Annotated in this window: 13 protein-coding genes, 1 tRNA gene and 3 rRNA genes; all 17 read left to right on the forward strand. The window is 39.7% G+C overall.

What is annotated here, in order from left to right:
* Positions 1-51 precede the first annotated feature (51 nt).
* The 17 genes from aroQ to FJR45_RS04045 all read left to right on the forward strand — a co-directional run bounded on the left by aroQ (position 52) and on the right by FJR45_RS04045 (position 17,174).
* Complete coding sequence (gene aroQ / locus FJR45_RS03965) at positions 52-531, forward strand: type II 3-dehydroquinate dehydratase (protein ID WP_193151451.1); 480 nt, start codon at positions 52-54, stop codon at positions 529-531.
* Positions 532-539: 8 nt separating this feature from the next.
* A complete protein-coding gene (gene folK / locus FJR45_RS03970; protein ID WP_193151452.1) occupies positions 540-1,028 on the forward strand; it encodes a 2-amino-4-hydroxy-6-hydroxymethyldihydropteridine diphosphokinase in 489 nt (162 codons plus the stop codon).
* Positions 1,025-2,302, forward strand: coding sequence for a flagellar biosynthesis GTPase FlhF (gene flhF, locus FJR45_RS03975; RefSeq protein WP_193151453.1), 1,278 nt, complete (start codon positions 1,025-1,027; stop codon positions 2,300-2,302). Before folK ends, flhF begins: the two co-directional genes overlap by 4 nt.
* Positions 2,299-3,177, forward strand: a complete 879-nt coding sequence (locus tag FJR45_RS03980; RefSeq protein WP_283949383.1) for a MinD/ParA family protein — start codon at positions 2,299-2,301, stop codon at positions 3,175-3,177. The genes flhF and FJR45_RS03980 overlap by 4 nt, the downstream gene beginning before the upstream one ends.
* An 18-nt stretch (positions 3,178-3,195) precedes the next feature.
* Positions 3,196-3,531 (forward strand): hypothetical protein, encoded by a 336-nt coding sequence (locus FJR45_RS03985; protein WP_193151454.1) that lies wholly within the window; start codon positions 3,196-3,198, stop codon positions 3,529-3,531.
* On the forward strand, positions 3,528-4,214 hold the full coding sequence (locus tag FJR45_RS03990) for an RNA polymerase sigma factor FliA (RefSeq protein ID WP_193151455.1): 687 nt from the start codon (positions 3,528-3,530) through the stop codon (positions 4,212-4,214). The genes FJR45_RS03985 and FJR45_RS03990 overlap by 4 nt, the downstream gene beginning before the upstream one ends.
* A gap of 1 nt (position 4,215) precedes the next feature.
* Positions 4,216-5,316 (forward strand): flagellar motor switch protein FliM, encoded by a 1,101-nt coding sequence (fliM, locus tag FJR45_RS03995; RefSeq protein WP_193151456.1) that lies wholly within the window; start codon positions 4,216-4,218, stop codon positions 5,314-5,316.
* A 3-nt stretch (positions 5,317-5,319) separates the two neighbouring features.
* Positions 5,320-6,204 (forward strand): flagellar motor switch protein FliY, encoded by an 885-nt coding sequence (gene fliY / locus FJR45_RS04000; RefSeq protein ID WP_193151457.1) that lies wholly within the window; start codon positions 5,320-5,322, stop codon positions 6,202-6,204.
* A 20-nt stretch (positions 6,205-6,224) separates the two neighbouring features.
* Positions 6,225-7,250 carry a tRNA 2-thiouridine(34) synthase MnmA gene (gene mnmA / locus FJR45_RS04005; RefSeq protein ID WP_193151458.1) on the forward strand — a complete coding sequence of 342 codons (1,026 nt, stop codon included), beginning with the start codon at positions 6,225-6,227 and terminating at the stop codon, positions 7,248-7,250.
* Positions 7,251-7,699: 449 nt separating this feature from the next.
* A 16S ribosomal RNA gene (locus FJR45_RS04010) occupies positions 7,700-9,220 on the forward strand.
* Positions 9,221-9,358: 138 nt separating this feature from the next.
* Positions 9,359-9,434, forward strand: a tRNA-Ala gene (locus FJR45_RS04015).
* A gap of 331 nt (positions 9,435-9,765) precedes the next feature.
* A 23S ribosomal RNA gene (locus FJR45_RS04020) occupies positions 9,766-12,658 on the forward strand.
* Between the two features lie 299 nt (positions 12,659-12,957).
* Positions 12,958-13,074 (forward strand): 5S ribosomal RNA (gene rrf / locus FJR45_RS04025).
* The 16S, 23S and 5S rRNA genes sit together here with 1 tRNA gene alongside, the layout of an rRNA operon.
* A gap of 120 nt (positions 13,075-13,194) precedes the next feature.
* Positions 13,195-13,788: a D-sedoheptulose 7-phosphate isomerase gene (gene gmhA / locus FJR45_RS04030; protein WP_193151459.1), complete on the forward strand. Its 594-nt coding sequence runs from the start codon at positions 13,195-13,197 to the stop codon at positions 13,786-13,788.
* A gap of 3 nt (positions 13,789-13,791) precedes the next feature.
* Positions 13,792-14,304, forward strand: coding sequence for a D-glycero-beta-D-manno-heptose 1,7-bisphosphate 7-phosphatase (gmhB, locus tag FJR45_RS04035; protein WP_193151460.1), 513 nt, complete (start codon positions 13,792-13,794; stop codon positions 14,302-14,304).
* 1 nt (position 14,305) lies between these two features.
* Entirely contained in the window at positions 14,306-14,791 is a 486-nt protein-coding gene (locus FJR45_RS04040; RefSeq protein ID WP_193151461.1) for an asparaginase domain-containing protein, read from the forward strand.
* Entirely contained in the window at positions 14,781-17,174 is a 2,394-nt protein-coding gene (locus tag FJR45_RS04045) for a heavy metal translocating P-type ATPase (RefSeq protein WP_193151462.1), read from the forward strand. The genes FJR45_RS04040 and FJR45_RS04045 overlap by 11 nt, the downstream gene beginning before the upstream one ends.
* The last annotated feature ends 3 nt before the right edge of the window (positions 17,175-17,177 follow it).

The following is a 17,177-nucleotide window of genomic DNA, read 5'->3' on the forward strand; positions in this document are numbered from 1 at the left end:
GTTTGGATAAAATAGTCCTTCAGAAGATAAATCATCATAATAAGGGTATAAATGAAAATAGTGGTTATTCAAGGTCCAAATTTAAATATGCTAGGAATTCGTGAACAAAATATTTACGGTCCGATGAAATTAGAACAGATTCATGCACAGATGAAAGATGTAGCAACTCAAAACGGTGTGGAAATAGAATTTTTTCAAAGTAATCTTGAGGGTGAAATTGTAGATAAAATTCAGGAGTGCTACGGTGAAGCACAGGGATTGATTATCAATGCTGCTGCCTATACGCACACTTCTATCGCTATCCGCGATGCCATTTCTGCTGTTAGCTTGCCTACCATAGAAGTGCATATCAGCAATATTCACAGACGTGAAGAGTTTAGACAAAAAAATATGATTGCACCTGTCTGCACATCATCTGTTGTCGGTTTCGGACCTTTTGGCTACCATTTGGCTATGATGGGTATGCTTCAGATTATGAACGAAATCAAAGCGGCCCAAGAAGCGCAGGCGCAAGCACAGAAACAGGTTTAAGTCTTTACATGTACAGGAAACGCAAGATAAACAAAAGATTGACCTCTTTTTACAGCTTGCATTTCCCTTATACTGCCCATGCCAAAAGTCGGCATAGATATGAAACTGTTGTAGGTGTCGGTGGAAATGTCGGAGATGTACGTCGAAGATTTGAGCATCTTCTTGTGGTATTGCAAAAAGATAAAAGAGTATCAATAGTAAAAACATCATTGATTTTAAAAAATCCTCCTTTTGGCTATACAGACCAGGATGATTTTTTCAACTCAATACTTGTTTTAAAAACTTCAATGCAGCCAAGAGTTTTTTTACGCTTTTTACTGAGACTGGAAAAAAAATTTGGCAGAAAAAGAACTTTTGAAAATGCACCAAGGACGCTAGATTTGGATATTATATTTTTTGATAACCGTACAATACATACACAAGATTTAATTGTGCCGCATCCTTTTTATGCACAAAGAGAAAGTGTAATGATACCTTTGTCAGGTGTTGGTAGATGAAAATATTGACTTTTACCGGGCGCAGTCCCTCAGAGGCATTGAAAAAAGCAAAAATGGAAATTGGTGATGAGGGTATGCTCATTGAAACCAAAGAGATTCAAAAAAAAGCTTTAGGCAGAGAAGCACTCTATGAGATAGTAATCGGCATAGATGAAGAGATGATTCCGTCTACCTATAAAAAAGCAAAAAAACCACTTTCCAAACAGCAACCGCTCAAAGAAGAGAGTCGGGAAATACTTTTTGATATTTCCAATGCGGCACAACAAATTTCTAAAATTTCAAATGTGACCGATCCTTTGGAGAACTTATATCAGCCTTCATCACAACAAACGGCTACTGCTGTTGAACCAAAAGAGCTAAAAGAGATAAAATCTGAAATCAATAAACTGACAGATAAGGTAAAAATTATTCAAAATATGTTTTGGGATGAAAAATCACCAAATCTTTCAAGTCAAATTCCGCCGGAATTTTCTGAAATTTATCGTCTTGCCTCACAAAGCGGAATGAACAGGGAACATTTGGATACTCTTATGCAGGTTACTTTGGAACATATGCCGTTGAAAATGCGAGAAAACTCTTCCACTGTAAAAAGGTATTTTCAAACAATACTTCGAAAAATGGTTCCTATCCGAAGAGAAACACTGCCTAATATAGGTGCGAAAAAAGTTATTATGCTTGTCGGACCAACAGGTGTGGGAAAGACAACTTCTATTGCCAAACTTGCTGCCAGATACTCTTTTTTAATGGAAAAAAAGTACAAAGTCGGACTGGTTGTACTTGACACCTATCGCATAGGTGCCGTCGAGCAGTTGATGCAGTATGCACGAATGATGAAACTTGGAATTGAAACAGTTGTTGATCCTCCGGAGTTTTCAAGTGCTCTGGAGTCTCTCAAATATTGTGACTATATATTGATTGATACAATGGGATCGAGTCCTTATGACAGAGTAAAAATTGAAAAAATATATGAGTGTCTCAACGCAAATAACACGCAATACAATGTGGATGTAGTACTGGTAATGCCAAGTTCAATTAAATATGAAGACCTAAAGGTGACCTATGACAGCTTTTCAACACTGGGTGTAGATACACTGATGTTTACAAAACTGGATGAGACGATGGGTTTTGGAAATATTTTTTCACTGGCTTATGAAACAAAAAAACCGATAAGTTACTTTTCTGTAGGTCAGGAAGTACCGGAAGATTTAGTATGTGCGAGCAGTGATTTTTTAATTGAGTGTCTTTTGAACGGATTTAACAGGAGTAAGGTATGATTGGGAATCAGGCACAAAAGCTTGAAGAACTGGTTGCTTCAAATTCCCAAAAGAAAAAATCAAAAAAAACACGTTTTATCGCAATTACAAGTGGTAAAGGCGGAGTGGGCAAAAGTACTATAAGTTCAAACCTTGCCTACGCGTTGTCTCAGCAGGGTTTGAATGTGGGAATATTTGATGCAGATATAGGACTGGCCAATCTGGATGTTATGTTTAATGTAAAAATCAAAAAAAACATTTTACATGTACTCAAAGGTGAGGCGACGGTTAGCGATATTTTAATTCCTATTACCCGTAATCTTATTCTTATTCCTGGTGAGAGCGGTGATGAAATATTAAAATATTCCGATATGGCACTGTTTGACAGGTTTATGCAGGAGGCACAGGTTTTAAACAAACTTGATGTTATGATTATAGATACGGGAGCCGGGATTGGAGAGCATATTCAAATGTTTTTAAATGCGGCAGATGATGTAATTGTTGTAACAGTTCCCGATCCTGCAGCAATTACCGACGCCTATGCAACGATTAAAACAATTGCGACACTCAGAAATGATGTATTTATGATAATGAATCAGGTGAAAAATGAAAAAGAGGCTTTTGGTGTTTTTGAAAAAATTAAAAAAGTTGCCAAGGCAAATATAGGTGAAAAACTGGACCTGCAGTTGATTGGGAAAATGAATGCTGATGCGAAAGTGTCAACATCCGTAAAACAGCGCGCACTTTTTAGAAGGCTTTATCCTGCATCACAGCCGAGCAGAGACATAGATGCAATTGTGCGTAAAATTATACAAAAGCTGGAACGAAATGTGCTGGTTACATCCAATGAAAGTGGATTGTCAGGTCTGTTTAAAAGATTAATGGACCATTTTTAAGTCTTATTTGGGGTAGTTATGTTTGGTGAAAATTTTGTTTATTTTTTTACTGTTCAAGGGTTTTTTGTAGGAATAATCTTTGGGTTGTTAAAATCTTTTGATGCTGAGGGATTATTACTTTATACATTTTTTATTACCATCTTTTTTTATCTTTTTTCACATGTAATCGTTGCACTTTATTACAAAACAATCACGGTTAAAGCCTATAATTTCCCAAAAGAAACCCATGAAACAGAATTAGATATTTTTGTAAAAGAGATAAACAAAAGAGAAAAACTGATAGACTCAGCGTGCAAAATTACAGATATTGCTATCAAAATGAACTCTGAAGATGTAGCCGGACAAAAATTATGATAAACAATGCCTACCTTCAAGATCTCAAACACAAAGAAGATGAACTGGCATTGCAATATCTTCCTGCCGTAAAAGCAATGGCTTTTCGGCTCAAAGAGCGGCTTCCAAGCTCGGTGGACTTTAGTGATCTTTCAGCAATCGGTACAGAAGAACTGATAAAACTGGCTAGACGATATGATGAAAAGCTCAATAATTCTTTTTGGGGCTATGCAAAAAAAAGAGTTTATGGTGCAATGCTTGACTATTTGAGAAGTCTGGATATTTTAAGCCGTGCGAGCCGTAAACTTGTAAAAGCTATAGATTATGCAGTTCAGGAATATATGCTGACACATGATGAAGAACCGAGTGATGAAGAACTGGCAGATATACTGGATGAAAGTATTGAAAAAGTTCATGAAGCACGCATCGCATCAAACATTTATACAGTCATGCCTCTGCATGATCAATTGCAGGTTGGTGATGAAGGTGCAGCCCTTGTTCAAATTGAAAAAGAAGAGTTGATTGGCGTAATAAAAAAAGTTCTTTCCTCTTATAAAGAGAGAGAACAGATGATAATTCAGCTATACTACTTTGAAGAGCTGACTTTAAAAGAAATTAGTGATATTTTAGATATAACCGAGTCCCGTATTTCACAAATTCACAAGTCTGTAATCCAAAAAATTAAAGAGAGTATAGGAGCATAACATGGCAGATATACTATCACAGGAAGAAATCGATGCGCTTTTGGATGTTGTTGAAGATGAAGGTGAAAATGTCTTAGAGAGTGATGAAGATGCTCTTTTGCCTCAACGGCAGGTAACTCTCTATGATTTTAAACGTCCAAACAGGGTTTCAAAGGAACAACTTCGTGCATTTCGCGGTGTTCATGACAAAATGGCCAGAAGTCTGGCTTCTCAGATATCTTCAATTATGCGTTCTATTGTTGAAATACAGCTGCATTCTGTTGATCAAATGACCTATGGTGAATTTTTGATGAGTTTGCCAAATCCTACAAGTTTTAATGTGTTTTCGGTAAAACCCCTTGAGGGAAGCGGCATTATAGAAATCAATCCCTCCATTGCTTTTCCTATGCTTGACAGATTGCTTGGAGGAAAAGGAGAACCTTTTGATGCAAGTCGGGAATTTTCGGATATAGAACTCAGCCTGTTTGAAACAATACTTCGTGTTATGATGAGCACATTAAAAGAGGCATGGGCCCCTGTTATGGAAATTTATCCGACAATAGAATCCAAAGAATCTTCTCCGAATGTCGTTCAAATTGTTGCACAAAACGAAATTGTTGTTATGGTGGTGATGGAAATTATCATAGGCCACAGTTCCGGTATGATGAATATATGCTATCCTGTTATCTCATTGGAACCTGTTTTGCCAAAACTTGCCAGTCGTGATTTAATGTTAAACGAAACAAGTTCTAAAAAAAGTAGAAATATGGAACTGAAGGTTCTTCTCGGTGGGGCAAAAGTAAATGTAGAGGCAAATTTGGGTGATGCAGATTTAACTATGCATGATATACTTGAACTGAAAATCGGTGATGTAATCAGGCTCTCAAGTGCTGCAGATGACATTGTGACTGTTGCAGTAGACGGAAAAGAGAGATTTCGCGGTGAAATAGGACTGCGTAGGTTCAGAAAATCAATCAGTATTACAGAGATTATTGAAACAGAAAAAGATACTGTCAAGCGCGCACTTGAGAATTTAGAAAAACAAAGACACGAAAAAATTTCCGGGGTTAAAGATATAATTCATGAAGGTGAAATGGAATTTGAAAACAAATATGAGGAGTAAAAAATGAGTGACTTTATAAAACTATTTGAAGATGAAACAGTTGGTACTATTGAAGCACTTATTGGAACTGCTCCAACTTTAGAGTTAAAAGAAAAACAGGAATTAAGTATCATTTCCAACATTGTTCCGCCTATTGTTTTGGTGAAAATCAAGGTAAGCGGAGATGTGGATGCAGAGGCAATGGTAGCATTACCACCAAATTTGGCAGCATCACTTTCAGACATGATGATGGGTGAAGAAGCCAGTGAGAGAGAAGATGTAAGCGAAGATGATATGGATGCTACAAAAGAGATAGTATCAAATATTTTTGGTGCTATTGCAAATACGCTTTCTGCTCAAAAAGAGTTACCTGTTTTGTCTTTCAGTATTGAAAATATAGAGTTGGTCGGCGATAATGATGAAGTCAGCCTAGAATCTTTCAGCAGAATGTATATATATAAGTTTAACCTGGAATCTGTGCATTCATTGTTGATGTTTATTATAGATGAAAAATTAAAAAATTTGCTGTTTCCATCAGAATCTTCAGAAGAAACAGTCGATGCACATGAGCATACGAGCAGTACTGGTACTTCGGAACATGTCACATCAAACTGTGAAGAAGATATTACCTTGAGCAGTGAAGAGATGAAAAACATTGCACTGATTATGGATGTAAAACTTCCTGTAAAGGTAAGAATCGGAAAAAAAAGAATGTTGTTAAAAGATGTACTGAATATGGATATCGGTTCGGTTATTGAATTAAACCAATTGGCAAATGATCCGTTGGATATTTTGGTGGATAATCATGTTATAGCACAAGGTGAAGTAGTTATTGTAGATGGTAACTTTGGAATACAGGTAACAACGATAGGCACAAAGAAAGAAAGATTAACACAGCTTAAGGGTTAACAAGAAAGTTTGAGGACATAATGAAAGAAAAAGTTTTAGTAGGAATGAGCGGAGGGGTTGATTCAACAATTACTTCTTTATTGTTAAAAGAGCAGGGGTATGAAGTGGAAGGATTATACATGAAACTTCATTCAAAACCCGGGTATCATGAAATTCACCAAGTACGTGCACAAAAAGCTGCTGACTTTGTTGGTATTAAGTTGCATGTACTGGATTTGCAAGAAACTTTTAATAAAAAAGTATTTCAACCATTTATAGATACATACGCTGAAGGAAAAACTCCAAATCCGTGTGCTCTGTGCAACAGAAACCTCAAATTTGGTGAAATGATAAAATTTGCTGATGAAATCGGTGCAGAGTATTTGGCAACCGGACATTATATTAAAACAGACGGAAAGTATTTATACTCTGCAGATGATGATACAAAAGATCAAAGTTATTTTCTTTTTTATATTAACAGAGAAATTCTACCAAGATTAAAATTTCCATTAGGTGAAAGACATAAAAAAGATATAAAAGCATTAGCTGCATCCATAAAAGGATTGGAATCATTTTCATCGCAGGCGGAATCAAGTGAAATCTGTTTTGTAGAAACAACATATACTGATCTGTTAAAAGACTATGTAGAAGTTGATCAACCGGGAGAGGTTCTTGATCAAGAGGGCAATGTTATCGGTGAACATAAGGGGTATATGCATTATACAATCGGAAAACGTAAAGGCTTTACAGTACATGGCGCACATGAGCCTCATTTTGTACTGAGTATCAATCCGAAAAAAAATCAAATAGTTGTCGGGAAAAAAGAAGATCTGGCATGTTATGATGTGAAACTCAATAATCTAAATATGTTTGATGACAGAAAAGAGTTTGACACAACAGTAAAACTCCGTTATAGAACAAAAGCAGTCAAGTGCCATGTAAAAATAGAAGAAGATGTGGCCTATTTGAAACTTGAAGAGAGTGTATTTGGTATTGCAGTCGGACAGGCCGCTGTATTTTATGATGATGACAAACTTATAGGTGGCGGCTGGATTATAGAATCCTAGTTGCCAGTAAACCTCTAAAAAAAGTAACAAATAAAAAACTTCAAAAACTTTTTCAAAAACCCACCAAACATTAAGCGCTTTCTAAGCAAGACTCTCCTATAATTCCCATCCACAAACAGAGAGACCTTATTTAAAAGGCCTAAAGAGACTTCGAGTTGAAGCCGCTGAATATGTTTGAGATCATTGAAAACTAAGCAAGTAAGAGACTTTTTAACTTTAGAGTTAAAGAGATAAATTACTTAGAAATAACTAATAAACAACAACCGTCTATTCTATTTTGAAATCCATACAGGTTTACCTGAATGGTTCCCTTAATAGTAATAGATAACTATACAGTCTAGTAATAAGACCTTAAGCAGTTTTATTAAGACTTAAAATAACAAAGCCAATGATTTAATAATCTTGGGCAAAAGATCAGTAATAAGTTTACTTATCTTTCTATAATAACAATTATGGAGAGTTTGATCCTGGCTCAGAATGAACGCTGGCGGCGTGCTTAACACATGCAAGTCGAACGGTAACAGATAGTAGCTTGCTACTATGCTGACGAGTGGCGCACGGGTGAGTAATATATAGATAATGTGCCCCTTGGACCGGGATAGCCATTGGAAACGATGATTAATACCGGATACTCCTTCTGCTCATAAGAGTAGTCGGGAAATGGATTCCGCCAAGGGATCGGTCTATATCCCATCAGTTAGTTGGTAGTGTAAGAGACTACCAAGACGATGACGGGTAGCGGGTTTGAGAGGATGATCCGCCACACTGGTACTGAGACACGGACCAGACTCCTACGGGAGGCAGCAGTGAGGAATATTGCACAATGGGGGAAACCCTGATGCAGCAACGCCGCGTGGAGGATGACGCATTTCGGTGTGTAAACTCCTTTTATATGTCAAGAAAATGACGGTAGCATATGAATAAGCACCGGCTAACTCCGTGCCAGCAGCCGCGGTAATACGGAGGGTGCAAGCGTTATTCGGAATCACTGGGCGTAAAGGACGCGTAGGCGGGTTGGCAAGTCAGATGTGAAATCCTACAGCTTAACTGTAGAACTGCATTTGAAACTGCCGACCTAGAGTATGGGAGGGGGAGATGGAATTAGTGGTGTAGGGGTAAAATCCGTAGATATCACTAGGAATACCGAAAGCGAAGGCGATCTCCTGGAACATAACTGACGCTAAGGCGTGAAAGCGTGGGGAGCAAACAGGATTAGATACCCTGGTAGTCCACGCCCTAAACGATGTTCACTAGTCGTCGCTCTGCTAGTCAGGGCGGTGATGCACTTAACAGATTAAGTGAACCGCCTGGGGAGTACGGTCGCAAGATTAAAACTCAAAGGAATAGACGGGGACCCGCACAAGTGGTGGAGCATGTGGTTTAATTCGAAGATACGCGAAGAACCTTACCTAGCCTTGACATTGAGAGAACCTGCCAGAGATGGCGGGGTGCCCTTCGGGGAGCTCGAAAACAGGTGCTGCACGGCTGTCGTCAGCTCGTGTCGTGAGATGTTGGGTTAAGTCCCGCAACGAGCGCAACCCTCGTCCTTAGTTGCTAGCAGGTTAAGCTGAGCACTCTAAGGAGACTGCCTTCGTAAGGAGGAGGAAGGTGAGGACGACGTCAAGTCATCATGGCCCTTATGGCTAGGGCTACACACGTGCTACAATGGGGCGTACAGAGTGTTGCGATACCGCGAGGTGGAGCTAATCACTTAAAGCGTCTCTCAGTTCGGATTGGAGTCTGCAACTCGACTCCATGAAGCTGGAATCACTAGTAATCGTAGATCAGCAATGCTACGGTGAATACGTTCCCGGGTCTTGTACTCACCGCCCGTCACACCATGGGAGTTGATTTCACCCGAAATCGGGAAGCCAACCTTCGGGGGGCTACCGCTTACGGTGGAATTAGCGACTGGGGTGAAGTCGTAACAAGGTAACCGTAGGAGAACCTGCGGTTGGATCACCTCCTTTCTAGAGTAAAGAGCAATCATTCGTTTGATTGGCTCAACACAAGAAAATCTCACAAGAGAAATAGTTTATTGGTCATCTTCTAAGTCTTACTTGCTTAGTTTTCAGTGATCTGTGTTCATTTGAATTACGATTATAAATGGGGAATTAGCTCAGCTGGGAGAGCGCCTGCCTTGCACGCAGGAGGTCAGCGGTTCGATCCCGCTATTCTCCACCATTTTTGAGAATTTGCACTGAAAAAGCTTACTCACGTACGAAAGTACGCTACGCAATCTTTTTCAGCACAACTTCTTCAAAAATCAAACAAGTTTCTAAATTAAATATAAGTTCTTAAACACATAAGAATTTATATTTGGTTTAAAAACCAAACGATCATTAAATTACAATTGTTAAAGTCAACAACTATAATAAAGAGATTTATTATAAACTAAATAACTACAATAACAGATCATTCATCTTATTTAGTGTGATGATAATTCTAAAAGGAACTTGTTTCTTAATGGGACTATCAATAGTACATTAAATAAGGTAGTGAACGCAACATAGAATAAAAAGATATTAAGGGCCATAGGTGGATGCCTTGGCTAGTAGAGGCGATGAAAGACGTACTAGGCTGCGAAAAGTCTCGGGGAGCTGCCAAGAAGCTTTGATCCGGGAATTTCTGAATGGGGCGACCCAACGTGGTGCGAATCACGTTACCACCTTCGGGTGGGGCGAACCTAGGGAAGTGAAACATCTCAGTACCTAGAGGAAGAGAAATCAAACGAGATTCCGAGAGTAGCGGCGAGCGAAATTGGAATAGGGCGCATACATTTAGCACATTTGTTAGCAGAACATTCTGGAAAGGATGAGCATAGAGGGTGATACTCCCGTAAGCGAAAACATATGTGTGGAACTAAGGTATGGAACGAGTAGGTCGGGACACGTGTTATCTTGACTGAATATGGGGGGACCACCCTCCAACCCTAAATACTACTACTAGACCGATAGCGAACAAGTACCGTGAGGGAAAGGTGAAAAGGACCGCGGTGAGCGGAGTGAAATAGAACCTGAAACCTATGGCTTACAATCATTCGGAGCACTATTAAATAAGTGTGACGGACTGCCTTTTGCATAATGAGCCTGCGAGTTGTGGTATCTGGCAAGGTTAATCGAACGAGAAGCCGTAGCGAAAGCGAGTCTTAATAGGGCGACATAGTCAGATGCTGCAGACCCGAAACTGAGTGATCTATCCATGAGCAGGTTGAAGCTGGTGTAAGAGCCAGTGGAGGACCGAACCCGTAGAAGTTGAAAATTCTTGGGATGACTTGTGGATAGGGGTGAAAGGCCAATCAAACTCAGTGATAGCTGGTTCTCTCCGAAATATATTTAGGTATAGCCTCGAGCATTAGCGTATAGGGGTAGAGCACTGACAGGGCTAGGGCTGCTTACCGCGGTACCAAACCCTATCAAACTCCGAATACTATACGTGTAACCTCGGGAGTCAGGCGTAGGGTGATAAAATCCTATGTCGAGAGGGGAACAACCCAGACTAACAGCTAAGGTCCCAAAGTTTTATCTAAGTGGAAAAGGATGTGGAGTTGCTGTGACAACCAGGAGGTTGGCTTAGAAGCAGCCATCCTTTAAAGAAAGCGTAACAGCTCACTGGTCTAGCGATTCTGCGCCGAAAATATAACGGGGCTAAGATAAACACCGAAGCTTTAGATTTACAGTTTACTGTAAGTGGTAGGAGAGCGTTCCATTCAGCGCTGAAGGTATACCGGTAAGGAGTACTGGAGCGGATGGAAGTGAGCATGCAGGCATGAGTAGCGAGAAAAGAAGTGAGAATCTTCTTCGCCGTAAACCCAAGGTTTCCTACGCGATGCTCGTCATCGTAGGGTTAGTCGGGACCTAAGTCGAGTCCGAAAGGGGTAGACGATGGCAAATCGGTTAATATTCCGATACCGACATTACATCGTTTGAGTGATGGGGGGACGCATAGAGTTAAAGGGGGTCACTGATGGAAATTGTGGCTCGAAGGACGTAGGTCGACACATAGGCAAATCCGTGTGTCAAGCGACCGAGATCTGACAGGCTGGTCAATCTTTCGGAGAGCGACCAGAACCCTTGATACTGTCGTGCCGAGAAAAGCCTCTAAACGAGATGTAATGTTGCCCGTACCGTAAACCGACACAGGTGGGTGAGATGAGTATTCTAAGGCGCGTGGATGAACCCTTGTTAAGGAACTCTGCAAACTAGCACCGTATCTTCGGTATAAGGTGTGCCTGTAGTGTTAGAGAACTTGCTTCTCAAAGCACTTATAGGTCGCAGCAAAGAGTCCCTCCCGACTGTTTACCAAAAACACAGCACTCTGCTAACACGTAAGTGGATGTATAGGGTGTGACGCCTGCCCGGTGCTCGAAGGTTAAAAGGATTGCTTAGCATTAGCGAAGGCATGAATTGAAGCCCGAGTAAACGGCGGCCGTAACTATAACGGTCCTAAGGTAGCGAAATTCCTTGTCGGTTAAATACCGACCTGCATGAATGGCGTAACGAGATGGGAGCTGTCTCAACAAGGGATCCAGTGAAATTGTAGTGGAGGTGAAAATTCCTCCTACCCGCGGAAAGACGGAAAGACCCCGTGCACCTTTACTATAGCTTGACACTGCTATTGGGATATTCATGTGCAGGATAGGTGGGAGCCGTTGAACCTGGGACGCCAGTTCCAGGGGAGGCATCCTTGAGATACCACCCTTGAATATTCTGATAGCTAACTCCGTACGGTTATCCCGTGCGAGGACAATGTCTGGTGGGTAGTTTGACTGGGGCGGTCGCCTCCTAAAAAGTAACGGAGGCTTACAAAGTTCGGCTCAGAAGGGTTGGAAATCCTTCGTAGAGTATAATGGCATAAGCCGGACTGACTGTGAGACATACAAGTCGAGCAGAGTCGAAAGACGGTCATAGTGATCCGGTGGTTCTGTGTGGAAGGGCCATCGCTCAAAGGATAAAAGGTACGCCGGGGATAACAGGCTGATCTCCCCCAAGAGCTCACATCGACGGGGAGGTTTGGCACCTCGATGTCGGCTCATCGCATCCTGGGGCTGGAGCAGGTCCCAAGGGTATGGCTGTTCGCCATTTAAAGCGGTACGCGAGCTGGGTTCAGAACGTCGTGAGACAGTTCGGTCCCTATCTTCCGTGGGCGTAGGAACGTTGAGGAGAGCTGACCCTAGTACGAGAGGACCGGGTTGGACGTGCCACTGGTGCACCAGTTGTCCTGCCAAGGGCATAGCTGGGTAGCTACGCACGGATGAGATAACCGCTGAAAGCATCTAAGCGGGAAGCCAACTCCAAGATGAACGTTCCCTGAAGTACGCTTGAAGACTACAAGCTTGATAGGCTGGATGTGTACGCACAGCAATGTGTTTAGCTGACCAGTACTAATAGTACGTTTGTCTTTTTACCAAGTTCTTAAGTGAACACAATTGCTTCACTACCTTATTTAGTGTATATATTTGTTAGTCCGTAAAAGGAACTTGTTCCTTTTACTCGCTTGCGCCGCTGAGGCGACTAAAGCTAGCTTCTTACGAAGCAGATTAATAAACACATTAAATAAGAGAAAGATTTGTCAGGTTATTTAGTTTAACTGTTGTTGATTTTACCAATTCTAACTTAATGAGCAATCATTAAACTCACTCAACTGATCCTTATGAGATTAGATATAAACACATCTGGCACTTAGATGTCTTTATATCTGATCTTGTCTAGGTGGCTATAGAGAGAGGGAAACGCCTGGTCCCCATTCCGAACCCAGAAGCTAAGCCTCTCATCGCTGATAATACTGCAGGTTTCACTTGTGGGAATGTAGGTCGCTGCCTAGTTGATCAGATTTACTTTCTAAACTTTCAATCATTTTAATTAAACGGTTCAATTTTCTATAAAATCTACCTTTTACTAAGTAATTCTATGATATTATTTTATATATAATTTTAGGATGATATATGAAAAAATATATAAAAGATCAAATTAGAAAATCATATGAAACAAAACAGGCTATTTATGAGAATGAAGATTTATTAAATAAAATAGAAGAAGTAGCACAAAAATGTGTTGAGCTATACCGCAATACAGATAAAAAAACAATTCTTGCAGGAAACGGAGGCAGTGCTGCTGATGCGCAACATATTGCTGCAGAGCTTGTGGGTAGGTATGGTTTTGACAGACCTTCTATTCCTTCATTGGCACTTACTACGGATACATCAAATCTTACTGCCATAGGCAATGATTATGGATATGATCAGGTCTTTTCCCGTCAACTTGAAGGAATGGGACAGGAGGGAGATATCTTTATCGGTATTTCAACCTCGGGAAATTCAGCCAATATTATTAAGGCATTTGAATCTGCAAAGAAGAAAAAGATTATGACAGTCGCTCTGACTGGTCGTGATGGTGGAAAAATGGCTGAAATGGCTGATATTGCACTTATTGTTCCTTCGGATGCAACACCTAGAATTCAGGAATCTCATATATTGATAGGGCATATTCTCTGTGACATCATTGAGAAAGAGATATTTGGTGAGGGTGTTGGCAGATAAGGAATGAAAAAAGCACTTTTTTTAGATAGAGACGGTGTTATCAATGTTGAAAAAGAGTATCTCTATAAGAGAGAGGATTTTGAATTTATTGATGGTATATTTGATTTGTGCAAATATTATCAGAATTTAGGATATCTGATTATTATTGTAACAAACCAGTCTGGTATAGCGAGAGGATATTATACAGAAGAAGATTTTCAAGTGCTTACAGACTGGATGATACAAGAGTTTAAAAAGAGAAATATTAATATTGCAAAAGTCTATCATTGTCCGCATCATCCGGAAATTAATATAGAATGCAGTTGCAGAAAACCTGAACCGGGAATGATTTTGGAAGCACAAAAAAAATTTAATTTGGATTTAACACATTCTTTAATGATTGGCGATAAAGAGCGGGATATTGAAGCCGCTGTAAATGCCGGTATTTCTGAAACATATTTATTTGATGAAATGAATCAGATTAGAAGTTCTAAAGCAACAAAAACAGTCACTAAACTTGATGAAATATGGAAATAAAATGCTGATACTTAACAGTGGTGGTACATTTAACAAACGATATAATGAAATAAGCGGAGAACTTGAGGTTCCTTATGACAATGCAGCTATTGAAAGAATTTTATTCAGTGCTCAGGAAATGTATAGTCTTGCAGGGGTTGTTTACAAAGACAGTCTGGAGATGGACAGTAATGACAGACGTATGCTTGCTGATATTATAAGGGAATCAACAGAAGATACTTTTGTGATAGTGCATGGCACCGACACTATGGAACTCAGTGCCGAGTTTTTGGATGAAGTATTTGATGATAGAAAAATTATTATTACGGGCGCTATGAAACCGTTTGAAATTGATAATATAGAAGCATCATTGAATCTTGGTATGGCTATCGGATATGCCAAAGCGGTAGAAAAAAATGGTGTTTATATATGCATGAACGGGTTAGTCGAACCTTGGAAAAATATTCAAAAAAATAGAAATATAGGGAAGTTTGAAGTTGTCAGATAAAATAGCCTGTGATCACTGTCATTTAGAATTTTCAAAAGATGTTATGATACAAGAGGATGAACATTATTTTTGCTGTAACGGCTGTCAGGGTGTATTTCATTTACTTTCAGATGAAGGATTGGACAGTTTTTATGATAAGCTGGGCAACAATAAACTTGCACCGCCTTCACAGCAGTACGAAGACTCTTTAAATTTTGATTCGCCGGCATTTTATGAACGCTTTGTTACGCTCAATAAAGATGGATTCTGTGAAGTTTCTCTGGTTATAGAGGGTATTCACTGTGCTGCATGTGTTTGGCTGAATGAAAAAGCTTTGACAAATATGCAAGGTGTTATTGCTACGAACATCAATTATACAAACAACAAAGCAAAGATTGTCTGGGATGATGATACGGTCAAACTTTCAAAAATTATAGATATGATTCGTGCCATCGGATATAATGCATACCCTTATGATGCTTCACTGCAGGAACAAAAAGCCGATAAGGAGCGAAAAGAATATTACACACGGATGGCCGTTGCTGTTTTTGCAACGATGAATATGATGACGATTATGGTTGCGCAGTATGCCGGCTATTTTAGTGGTATATCCGAAAATATCAAACATATACTCAATATCGGAGAGTGGGTTTTAGCGACTCCGGTACTTTTTTACAGTGGATGGCCTTTCATTCGCGGAATGTATTACGGGATGAAGACGAAAACCGTAAATATGGACACACTTGTTGCTACGGGGGCAATACTAACCTATATATATTCTATTTATATTACTCTTACGCGCAGTGGTGAAGCCTATTTTGATTCGGTGACGATGATTATTACTTTTGTACTGGTTGGAAAATTTTTAGAGGTTTTAAGCAAAAAAAGTATTGCTGACACTTTGGATATTATGAATCATCATCTGCCAAATGATGTCAAAGTTGTTGTGGATAAAAAGATTATTACGAAAAATGTCAATGATGTTACTGCAGGCGAAATTGTTTTGGTAAATTCAGGAGAACGTGTTGCTCTTGATGGTGAGATACAAGAAGGAAGCGGAAATTTTGATGAATCAAGCCTGACCGGTGAGAGCGAGCCTGTTTTTAAAACTGCAGGAGAAAATATCATCAGTGGAACGGTAAGTATTGATGCCGATGTAAAATATAAAGTAAGCAAAGATTTTGCACACTCCACAATGAGTAGTATTGTAGCCTTGCTGGAAAATGCGATGAACAACAAGCCAAAAATCCAGCAGTTGGCAAACAGGTTGAGTGAATATTTTTCCGAAGTGATACTGGCACTTTCTTTTATGACTTTTATCGGTTGGTATCTTTATTCATCGAATTTCGAGCAGTCCTTTATGATTAGTATAGCGGTTATTGTGATAGCCTGTCCCTGTGCCCTTGCTTTGGCAACACCTGTTGCAACACTGGTTGGCCTTTCTATCGCTTCAAAAAGAGGTATACTCTTTAAAGAAGCTGCTCAGCTTGAGACAATGGCAAAGGCAGATGTATTACTGCTTGATAAAACAGGAACGATTACAAAAGGTCGACCGGAGGTTGTCAAAGAGGAAATATTTCTGCCGTTTCATAAATCTATGCTTTATTCGTTATTGCTCAATTCAAAACACCCTGTTGCCAAAGGTGTAGAAAAATATATTTTCGATGAGGATTTGGATCCCTTGGAACTGGAAAGCTTTCAAAATATACCTTCTCAGGGTTTGAGTGCGATGTATGACGGTAAAATGCTTGCAGGTGGGAACGCCAAACTCATGCAAACCATAGGCATTGACGTCTGCAGTTCAAGCCAAAACAGTGAATTTTATTTTGCGTACGGCGGAGAACTTCTGGCTAAATATGAACTTTTTGATATACCGCGTGAGGATGCAAAAGAGGCCATAGCCAAAATTAAAAAAATGGGTATAGAGATAATTATGCTCACAGGAGATCATGAAGAGAGTGCCAGAAAAGTAGCACAACTCGTTGGAATTGAACAGTACAAATATGAACTGACACCTCAGGACAAAGCCGTATTTATAGAAAAGCTGCATGAAGATGGCAAGGTAACTGTTATGGCAGGGGACGGGGTGAATGATATTTTGGCATTGGCAGGTTCAGATATTGCAATAGCAATGGGCAATGGGAGTGATATTGCCATAGAGGTGAGTGATGTAGTGCTTTTAAATGATACATTCAGTTCACTTTATGACAGTTTTAAAACTTCTAAAAAAACATTTACAATGATAAAAGAGAATCTTGCACTTTCATTTATTTATAATGCTATTACAATTCCGTTGGCAATGGCAGGATATATTATTCCTCTTATTGCCGCAATTTCTATGAGTATCAGTTCGTTGATTGTTGTAGGAAATTCTATGCGAATCAAATTTGGATATAAGGATTAGAGT

The organism is Sulfurimonas sediminis, assembly GCF_014905115.1.
Taxonomy (GTDB): Bacteria; Campylobacterota; Campylobacteria; order Campylobacterales; family Sulfurimonadaceae; genus Sulfurimonas; species Sulfurimonas sediminis.

Bases quoted from the DNA above. Each gene is read 5' to 3' on its own strand.
- flhF (WP_193151453.1), top strand. From the start codon at position 1,025: ATGAAAATATTGACTTTTACCGGGCGCAGTCCCTCAGAGGCATTGAAA.
- fliY (WP_193151457.1), top strand. From the start codon at position 5,320: ATGAGTGACTTTATAAAACTATTTGAAGATGAAACAGTTGGTACTATT.
- aroQ (WP_193151451.1), top strand. From the start codon at position 52: ATGAAAATAGTGGTTATTCAAGGTCCAAATTTAAATATGCTAGGAATT.
- FJR45_RS03990 (WP_193151455.1), top strand. From the start codon at position 3,528: ATGATAAACAATGCCTACCTTCAAGATCTCAAACACAAAGAAGATGAA.
- FJR45_RS03980 (WP_283949383.1), top strand. From the start codon at position 2,299: ATGATTGGGAATCAGGCACAAAAGCTTGAAGAACTGGTTGCTTCAAAT.
- gmhB (WP_193151460.1), top strand. From the start codon at position 13,792: ATGAAAAAAGCACTTTTTTTAGATAGAGACGGTGTTATCAATGTTGAA.
- folK (WP_193151452.1), top strand. From the start codon at position 540: ATGTACAGGAAACGCAAGATAAACAAAAGATTGACCTCTTTTTACAGC.
- FJR45_RS03985 (WP_193151454.1), top strand. From the start codon at position 3,196: ATGTTTGGTGAAAATTTTGTTTATTTTTTTACTGTTCAAGGGTTTTTT.
- mnmA (WP_193151458.1), top strand. From the start codon at position 6,225: ATGAAAGAAAAAGTTTTAGTAGGAATGAGCGGAGGGGTTGATTCAACA.
- fliM (WP_193151456.1), top strand. From the start codon at position 4,216: ATGGCAGATATACTATCACAGGAAGAAATCGATGCGCTTTTGGATGTT.
- FJR45_RS04040 (WP_193151461.1), top strand. From the start codon at position 14,306: ATGCTGATACTTAACAGTGGTGGTACATTTAACAAACGATATAATGAA.
- gmhA (WP_193151459.1), top strand. From the start codon at position 13,195: ATGAAAAAATATATAAAAGATCAAATTAGAAAATCATATGAAACAAAA.